Origin of the sequence: Paenibacillus sp. NAIST15-1 (assembly GCF_001894745.1) — a bacterium.
Classification (GTDB): domain Bacteria; phylum Bacillota; class Bacilli; order Paenibacillales; family Paenibacillaceae; genus Paenibacillus_B; species Paenibacillus_B suaedae.
In genome coordinates, this window is sequence record NZ_BBYF01000002.1 from 695,418 (window position 1) to 705,903 (window position 10,486).

Sequence of the window (10,486 nt, forward strand, 5' to 3'; positions counted from 1 at the left end):
TATGCCGGGTCAAACGAAGAAAACATTTCATCAGATAATCAATGATAAAAATTTGATCGTACGGGATCACCGGGTTCATGACATCCGGACTCTTCCGGGAGTCACTTTGCTGGACTTAATTTATCGGCTATCCACTGTTTATCTTGATACGCAAGCCATTGAATTGCGCCAGGTGGTATTCAAGCAGCCCATTGTAACTTCCAAGGAGTTTGACAACGACGTTTCGGTCACCTTTATCCCTGAGCAGTCCCGTTGGAAGGTTACTGTCACCAGTCAAAAGATGAAGGGCAATACTCCCATGGACGTACAGTCTGATGAAAATATGGAGTGCCTGCTTTTTCTGCGGGGTTGCTCTGACTCCGGCCACTCTCTGGATGTGAAGGCCATCATGGACAACTATACCCGGAAGTGGGATATGGATGATATATACGGACTGGCGCGCCGAGTGCAGATTCAACATTATGGGTTTATGAAAACCATGGGAACGGTCTATCGAAGAGATCAAGAAGAGCTCATGCAGCTTCATTTAAGCGATTTGGCGGAAAAATACCGGAGTAAATTTTACGCTCATCCGGCGTTTTTGGACGGAACCACCTTCGCGGGGGCAACTTTCCGCATGGATGGTACCCAGTCTAATCTGTTCGAGGATCGCACTCCCTATATCCCATTTATGATTGAAAGGTTTTGCATTTATAAGCCGCTCCCGGCAACCATTTATAGCTACACGAAAAACACTGGAACCGGTGTCAATTCAGTGGAGACCCCGGACATCATCTCCACGGATATCACGATATTCAACGAAGAAGGCACTGTGTTGGCTGAATTTGAGAAGTTAACGGTAAAACGGATCCGGGAACCCCAGTTGATTCAAAAATTGGTGGAAACAGATGTTTCGCAAACCAATCAAGCGGTAAGCCCGGAATCTCCGACTCAGGAGGCTGGCCACCATTCCGTTCAAAACACTGTGGAGACCGGGAATGAACGTCAATTTACAGGTGATCCCAAACAACGGTTGATTACGTATTTACAGAAAGAAATTGGAGGGATTTTGAACCAGTCTCCAGATAAGATAGAACTTACCTGTGGATTTTACGATCTTGGACTGGATTCCACTAATTTACTGGGACTGGTCAAAAAGCTTGAACAAACATTAGGCCAGCAGTTTTACCCGACCTTATTGTTTGAATACTCCAATATTCAGCGGTTGGCGGATTTCCTGTTGGAGAACAGTGAAGATCTTTCCGTTTTGGCGAGCTCATTGTCGGGTTCGCCGCAAGTCAAACTGGATGGAGTTCGGGCTGAACGGGATTCCGCTACGAGTCGAGGGAAGAATAATCATGAGCTGCTCTATTTGCAACCTATATGGTGTCAACAAAACCTAAATCGTCGCAATGAAGTCCAGTTCTATGATCAACATTTGATAATTCTTGACGATCCGAGGGAAACACTCCGAGCAGAAATCATGCCATTGCTAAATCAGGCAAACATAGCTCCCCGTGTTATGGTATTGAATTCCGAGGATGAAGATATACCTTCCCAGGTGGAAGTGAAATTTAACAACGTATTGGCCATCCTTAAGGAACAACTGAAGTCGAAGAGTAACGGAGGATTGCTGGTGCAGGTTATTGGAGATGCGGGTGAGGAAGGCAAGTATATTCATGTATTAGGGGGCCTTTTCAAATCCGCATTCCAGGAAAATCCCAAGATTCACAGCCAAATCATCACCATGGAACAGTTTCGCACCCAATCGGTGGTCGGAATTGCTCGACTGCTTAAGGATGAGGCTGAGGCAGCCGAAAAAGGCGCGGCGGAGATTTGCTACCAAGGCGAGGAGCTACAGCGGTGTATTAGAAAATGGAAAAAAACCAAGATGGAAGCGGTGCACTGCGCCACTTCCATTAAAGAGAATGGAGTGTATGTGATTACTGGTGGCATGGGGGGGCTAGGGCTCATCCTTGCTGAGTATATAACGAGGCAGGCTAAGGTTAAATTGGCTCTAATTGGTCGCTCCAAGCTGTCCATAGCTAAGGAGGAACATATTCAAAGGCTCCGGCAAAAAGGCGCAGAGGTATTGTATGTGGAAGCTGACTTGGGCAAGCAGGTGGAACTTGCCAATGCGCTGACCAAAATTCGGAATGAATTCGGTTCGATTAGCGGTATCTTCCATAGTTCCGGCGTATTACGCGATCAACTTATCATCCACAAAAAAACGTCTGAGATTCACGCGGTATTTCAACCGAAAGTCCAAGGGCTGTGGAATTTGGATCAATTGACCCGTGAGGAGCCGTTGGATTTTATCGTCTTGTTTTCTTCTACGTCAGCGGCTTTGGGAAATCTGGGGCAGGCGGATTATGCCAGCGCCAATGCTTTTATGGATATCTTCGCTGCAAACCGTCAGAAAATGGTGCAATGTGGCTTGCGCCATGGCAGAACCTTCACCATTAACTGGCCTTTGTGGGCGGACGGCGGGATGCGGGTCGATGATGGAATGGAACAGATAATGTATTCAACGTCCGGCCTGAAAAGCTTACCAGTTCGGGAAGGTATGACGGCGTTGGGACATATTCTGGGGCTATCTCAGACCCAAACTATGGTTCTTTACGGAGTGGAGAGCAAAATTGACGATTTCATCAGCCCTTATCTAATATCCATCCCAGAATCAAGGGATTCCGCTACGATGAATCAAGGTTCCGTGAACTTGAATTCCAGCTCCGTGCAAAAGGCATTACCATCTCAATACAGCCAGGATGATATCGCGATTATCGGGTTGGCGGGCCGTTACCCCATGGCCGAGAATATTGAACAGTTTTATCAAAACCTACGGGATGGCAAGGATTGCATTTCCGGAATACCCAAAGAGCGTTGGAAAAATTATGAGTTTACCCTGGATGTGGATCAATTTTATAATCACGGTGGCTTTATTGAGGGAATCGATGAATTCGATCCCCTCTTTTTTAATATTTCACCACGCCAGGCGGAACTGATGGATCCGCAAGCCCGCTTATTTTTGGAGATTGCCTGGGCGGCTTGCGAAGACGCGGGATTTTATCAAAATCGTACCGAACATCATTACCCGTCATTAAGTGATCAAAGCGTGGGTGTATTTGCAGGGGTTTTCTGGAGCCATTATGAACTATTCGCGGCAGAGATGGCTCAAAAATATGGGACCCCGTTGGCTTTCGGGATAAGTCCTGCGTCTATCTCCAATATGGTTTCCTATTGCATGAACTTTCATGGGCCGTCTGTGGCTGTTGATACGATGTGTTCATCGGCATTGACTGCCATTCATCTGGCATGTGAAAGTATACGCAAACATGAATGCAACTATGCCATTGCTGGGGGAGTCAATCTAGTGACCCATCCCCATAAGTACATGTTTTTGAAACAAGCGCAATTTCTGGCTTCGGATGGGCACTGCCGTAGTTTTGGAGCGGATGGGGATGGCTATGTGCCGGGTGAAGGGGTGGGCGCGGTGTTGCTCACTACCTTGGAACGTGCCAAACAGGAAGGATACCCGATTTATGCGGTTATCAAAGGTTCGGAGATGAATCATGGCGGGAAGACCTCGGGCTTTTCCGTTCCGGATCCCGTGGCCCAGGCGGAAGTCATTACCCGGGCACTAAATAATTCCGGGATTCACCCCAGAACGATCGGCTATGTGGAGGCCCATGGCACCGGCACCTCTCTGGGAGACCCGATTGAAATTCAAGGGCTCAAAAAAGCCTATGGCCGGTGGACGAATGATCAGCAATTCTGCGCCATCGGTTCATCCAAATCAAATGTCGGCCATCTAGAAGCCGCTGCAGGAATCGCAGGCCTGACTAAATTATTGCTGCAACTGAAATACGGGGAGATATTCCCGTCCTTGCACGCGGAAAAGCTCAACCCGTATATTCCGTTTGATAATACGCCGTTCTTTGTGGTGCGCGAGTTGTCTCAGTGGAAACCCACGGAACTGGAAGTTGACGGTGAAAAGGTTACATATCCCCGCCGCGCTGGACTAAGTTCCTTCGGGGCCGGGGGATCCAATGTTCACATTATTCTTGAGGAATATCAGGCAGAGGCGTTTGTGCCCGAGCAGCATCAGGAACCCGAAATTTTGGTGCTGTCGGCTAGGAACGAGGATCGGCTTAGGGAAAAAGCTCGGCAACTGGAAAAATACTTAATGGTGACCGGTACTGATGTGCAGTTCGGCAATGTTGCTTACACCCTTCAAATTGGCCGGGAGGCCATGGAAGCACGCTTAGCAATAGTGGCCCGAACTCCACAGGAATTACAATCGAAATTGAGTGAATTTCTTGCCGGCAAAGCAGATTCCACTGGGGTTTTCTGGAATGACCCGACGCGGGCGGCTAATCCTTCATTACTAATAAAGCAAGAGCAAGAGGATCTGGAATATGTAACTGCACTGATTCGTAAAGGGAATTTAGAAAAGATTGCGGCATTATGGACCTTCGGATCATTCATTCCATGGGAACGGTTATTCCGGGATCGTGACCGGAGCCGGGTGTCATTGCCATCGTATCCGTTTATCCGGGAACGGTATTGGCTTCCGGAGCCGACAGATCAGGCAGGAACTAAGGGTACAATTCGCGGACTCCATCCTCTTATTGATTTCAATGATTCAACCTTCGAGGAACAGCGTTTCGTCAAGGTATTAAATGGAAGCGAATATTTCCTAAAAGATCATTGTATCGATGGAAATCCTGTTGTGCCGGGAGTTATCTATCTTGAAATGGCTAGGGTCGCAGGGAAGTTAGCGAATTGCGGCAATCCGGTCAAAGTGTTGAAAGACATTATTTGGGCGACACCGTTGGTCATGGCCGGAGCTCCTCAGGAGGTCAACATCTGCCTATACCCGGATGGCGATTTGGCGGATTTTGAAATTGTTACTATCGGAGCGAACCGTTTAAGAACGATTCACGCTCAGGGAAGAATCGGCTATGGGGATGAGAAATCTACCACAGAAACGACGGAATTGGATATCGAATCGATTAAGCAACGTTGTCACCAGAATGTAAACTACCGGGATTTCTACCGGGAGTTTACGAGCTATGGGTTTACATATGGTTCAAGTTTTCAGGCCGTCCGGCAGATTTGGAACAGCGAAACCGAAGCTATCTCTTATCTTGAATTTCCGGAAGAGATGAACGCAACTCTCTCCGAGTATAACTGGCATCCTTCGATGATGGATGGTGCATTCCAGACCGTCAGCCGGCTAATCCCCAGATCCGCTAGAGGGGGAGAGATGTATCTTCCGTTTGCTTTGGAAGAATTGGAATTCATTCAATCATTGCCTCAAAAATGTTATGCCCACACAGAAATTGCGTCGGAGCAGGCGAGAAAATCTGGGACATTAAAGTACAATATCACACTAACGGATCCCCATGGCCGGATTTTGGTAAGGATGCGTGGATTTACTGTCAAACAAGCGATTTCCCATCAGCTGGATCTAGGGGGAAATGTATCTCAAATTTACTACAAGCCCGAATGGGTGGCGATGGAAGCCAAACAGGTGCGAGGATCCAAACCTGAAATGGTCATCCTGTTTGATCTCGACGAGGAACTAAAAGATGTCATTAGGTTGCAAGTGGCTAACGTCATTCTGATCAAGCCAGGAAAAGCGTATCGGGTAACAGGTGAGGGGACTTACGAAATTGACCCTTATATCCAGGAGGACTACCGACGTTTATTAGAGAGTCTGTACCTCCAGCATTGGGAATCATGCAGGATCGTCTACCGTTGGTCCCAGAGAGGGTTCAGCGAGATGGAAGCGGAAATACGCCGGGAACTTGACCTTGGAATATATGGACTTTTCCTGTTGACTCAGGCTCTGATGGAGCAAAAAACAGAGGAGAAGATTCGTTTATTCTATGTATACGAGTCCACTGACGCGGGAGAACCTCACCACGGGGCGGTAAGTGGTTTCGCGAAAGCCCTGCATCGGGAAAATCACAGGTTTTTATATAAGATAGTGGAGCTGCGCCTGGAACGACCGGGATTACCGGAAGAATTGGCCCGAAACATTCTAGCAGAAATGGAAACTGGGGATAGCGGGGTTGAGATCCGTTACCAACAAGGCATCCGTTATGTGAAACGCCTTGCCGAAGCGCAAGTGGAAACGGAAAATCACCGTAACTTACCTCTGAAAAAACATGGCGTGTATGTAATTACCGGTGGCGCAGGTGGGTTAGGATTGATTTTCGCCACCTACTTAGCTCGGGAATTCCAAGCCAAATTGGTGCTTACCGGACGTAGTCCGCTAACCAAGAAGATAGCTGAGAAATTGCATGAACTGGAAGCATTGGGGGCCGAGGTTATCTATGTCTCTGCCGATGTTACTGACCGAGATGAAGTGATGAAGTTAGTCCAGAACATGAAAGCGCAATTCGGGGCTTTACATGGGGTAATTCACAGTGCGGGACTTCTCCGGGATTCTTTTGTACTGAAAAAAAACCGAACAGAAATGGAAGAAGTTCTAGGCCCTAAGGTATTTGGAACGAAATTCTTGGATGAAGCCACTGCTGATGAAAAACTGGACTTTTTCGTGCTGTTTTCATCAACAGCAGCCGAATTTGGAAATTTGGGTCAATCAGATTATGCGTTTGGTAATAGTTATATGGATTACTTCTCCAAGTGGCGTGAAGCCAAAGGACGGCCTGGGAAGAGTCTTTCTATAAATTGGCCTTTATGGCGGGACGGCGGTATGCAAGTTGGTGAGAATCTAATCGCGCAAATGAAAGAAACCACGGGATTGATTCCACTACTTACTGAAACCGGAATTATGGCCTTTGAGACGGCGCTGCGGCAACCAGGCTCCCAAATCATGATCCTGGAAGGTAACGCCACCATGATCAGTGCACTTATCGAGGAAAAACCGGTGGATGTAACGGCTAACCAAACAGGGAAAGCCGAGTCACGCCCTAGTGGTCTGGATTTGGAAGACGCCAATTTACGGGACAAAACCGAAGAGTTTCTGAAAAAAATACTTGGGCGGCAGATTAAACTGCCGATGGAAAAGATCCATTCAAGAGAACCACTGGAGAAGTATGGGATCGATTCGGTCACGGTGCTGAATGTAACCCGGGAACTGGAACAGGATTTTGGTGAACTCTCCAAAACTTTGTTTTTTGAGTATCAAACGATTGCCGAACTGACCGGATATTTTCTGCAACGTTTCCCCCGAATATTGAGGGGGATGTTGGGAGACAGCTCGAAAGCCTCGACAAAAGAACCTGTTGTTTCCCATGAGAACCTGGCCGGAAAAATCCGTCGGCCGAGATTCCAAAGCCCAGTCAGGGATGAAGCTAGTGCGATCATGGAAGATATCGCTATCATCGGTGTAAGCGGCCGTTATCCAATGGCTCGTGATGTAGACGAATTTTGGGAAAATTTAAGGTCTGGCAAGGATTGTATCACCGAAATACCGCCACAGCGTTGGGACTGGCGGGACTTTCCCGGCAGCTGCAAATGGGGTGGGTTTATCGATAACGTGGATAAGTTTGACCCTTTGTTTTTCAACATCACTCCCCGTGTCGCCCATTTGATAGATCCTCAGGAACGCTTGTTCTTGGAGACGGTATGGAATACGGTGGAAGACGCTGGATATACTCGTGCTGGTCTATGGAATCAAAAGGTGGGCGTTTTTGTCGGAGTGATGTATGGGCAGTATCAGTTATTGGGTGCCGAGGAGTCACTCAAAGGCCATATTATGGCTACTAATTCCATCTACGCGTCCATCGCCAACCGGGTATCCTATTATTTCAATTTTCATGGGCCCAGTATCGCCTTGGATACGATGTGTTCATCATCATTGACCGCAATCCATCTGGCTTGTGAAAGTATCCGGCGAGGGGAGAGCGAAGTCGCGGTGGCTGGAGGGGTGAATGTGACTATTCACCCGGATAAATATATCTCGCTAAGTCAGGGGAGTTTCACATCCAGTGACGGACGTTGCCGTAGCTTCGGGGAAGGCGGAGACGGATATGTGCCTGGAGAAGGAGTCGGTGCAATCCTATTAAAACCGTTGCAGCGTGCAATAGCTGATCAAGACAGGATATACGCAGTCATTAAAGGGAGTTCGGTGAACCATGGTGGAAAAACCAACGGTTATACGGTGCCCAATCCCAATGCCCAGACGGAAATCATTACGGAAACGTTGAAGAAGGCCAGGATTGATCCCCGAACCATCAGCTATATTGAAGCTCATGGAACGGGAACATCACTGGGAGATCCCATTGAGATTACTGGACTGATGAAAGCCTTCGGTGAATCTACCCAAGCTGGGCAATACTGCTCCGTCGGATCGGTAAAATCCAATATTGGACATTTGGAATCTGCCGCTGGAATCGCCGGAATCACTAAACTTTTGTTGCAATTTAAACATAAGAAACTGGCACCGTCGATTCATTCTCAAACCCTGAACCCATATATTCAATTCCAAAATACCCCGTTTTATATTCAGCAAGAACTGACAGAATGGGAGAGGCCTTTGATCGAGTCCGGGGGCGTAATCCAACAATACCCGAGGCGGGCGGGTATTAGTGCTTTTGGAGCCGGAGGTTCCAATGCTCATATTATTCTGGAAGAGTACGACAGCCCCGATCGGGTGTATGAAACTGAACGAGGCGGACAGGAACAGTTATTTGTTTTTTCCGCTCGGAATCCGGAACGTCTTAAAGAATCCGCCCAGCGAATGGTCAAGTTTTTGCAGCAAACTATAGCTCCAAAATCCTCGGAAGAGTTGATTCCCGACGGATTGCCGGAGCGGGTTCGAAAAGATATGGTCAGGATTGCCGCGGAACTGTTGCAGATCAATGAAAATGAAGTAGCGGTAACGAACGAGATTGCCGATTTTGGTCTGAATCAGGTGGATTTGGCAAACTTGGCCCAGCGAATAAATGAATACTTTAACATGGAGATTTCTCTGGCGGTTTTATCGGAAAGCCGTTCTCTGGATGCTGTTTCTCAATACATTATCCAAACGTTCCCGGAACTGCTTAAGTGTCGTTACCCATCCGAAACTATGTCGCCGGAAATAAACGAACACAGGGCAGCCCCAACACTGACGGATATTGCCTACACATTGCAAGCAGCAAGGGAGCCGATGGAGGAACGGATGGTAATCATCGCCGCCACCTATGAGGAGCTTACCCATCGGTTGATCGAGTATTGCCGGGGAACTTCAGAGGTCTCCAATCTATATAGTGGAAATATTCAATCCGCCGGTTTGAATGCGGAATTATTATTAAGCGGGAGGGAAGGCCGGGAGTATCTCCGTATCATCATTGATGACCGGCAACTGGATAAACTGGCGCAACTCTGGATTTCCGGTGTGGAGATTGACTGGAACCTGTTGTATCCTCACGGGGCACCGCAACGAATCTCACTTCCACTCTATCCGTTTGCGGGGGAACGGTATTGGGTTACTCCAAGCGCACCTAGGCGGGAAAAAACATCGGGTCAAGGAGAAGGTACCCGGCTTCACCCGTTGATTGATCGCAATGAATCTAACATGGACGGGCTTCGCTTCATAAAAACGATTCATTCGGCGGAAATTTTCCTGAATGATTACCAGTTGTGCAGTGATCGACTTATGCTGGGAATTCTGTACCTCGAAATGGCCAGAGTCGCGGGGAATATCGCCAATCCTCACGCCCAGGTCAAAAAACTCTCCCAAATTATACTGGGCTTACCCGTGAGTTTGGCAGATGATAAGTTGCTAGAAATTCGGTTATATCCAGGCGGCTCCAATGTGCAATGGGAGATTGCCGCCATCATGAATGACAATCGGAAATCCATATCCGCCCAGGGAGAATTCTTGTATGAGGGGGAACCGGAATCAGGTGCCCAGCCGATCGGGGCAATTTTGCCGGTCAAAGCCATTCAGACACGCTGTCCGAACCGTGCCGCTGGTCTGGATTTTTACCGCACTATCGCTACTTGTGGACTGGAATACGGTCCGAGTTTAAGGGGAGTGCATGAGATCTTCAGCCAAACGGGGGAAGCACTGGTTCGTTTTCAACAACCAACAGACTGGAATAACGATTCGGATCTCTATTTATTACATCCGTCCTGGCTGGAAGCTGTGCTTCAAACCATTACTTGGCTATTGTCCCAAAACGGACAGGTTTCCAAAATCTATCTGTTATACTCCATAGCCGAAATTGAGTTTACTAGCAAATTGCCGAACCAGGGTTACATCCATGTAACTCAGTCCAAGACAAGCGAACAGGAGTTTGATGCGGTGCTGGCGGCAGAGGATGGACGCCAGATCATTCAAATCCGAGGACTGACAGTCAATGAATTTGAAAGCTCATTCCTGCCCCCATCGGAGGAACCAGCGCAAGTGAAGGAACTATTGCAACGGCTTGAAGCTGGTGAGTTGGATGTGGATCTGGTCAATGAAATCATTATCGAAAAATTGATCATGAAATAACCAAGGCCGAAGCTTGATGTTTTTAGTTAAAGGAGCGGAGCTGTAAAC

Annotated in this window: 1 pseudogene; it reads left to right on the top strand. The window is 47.8% G+C overall.

The features are described from left to right. Window positions 1-22: 22 nt before the first annotated feature. Window positions 23-10,300: pseudogene (locus PBN151_RS07205) on the top strand (SDR family NAD(P)-dependent oxidoreductase); the annotation flags it as partial. Window positions 10,301-10,486: the final 186 nt, after the last annotated feature.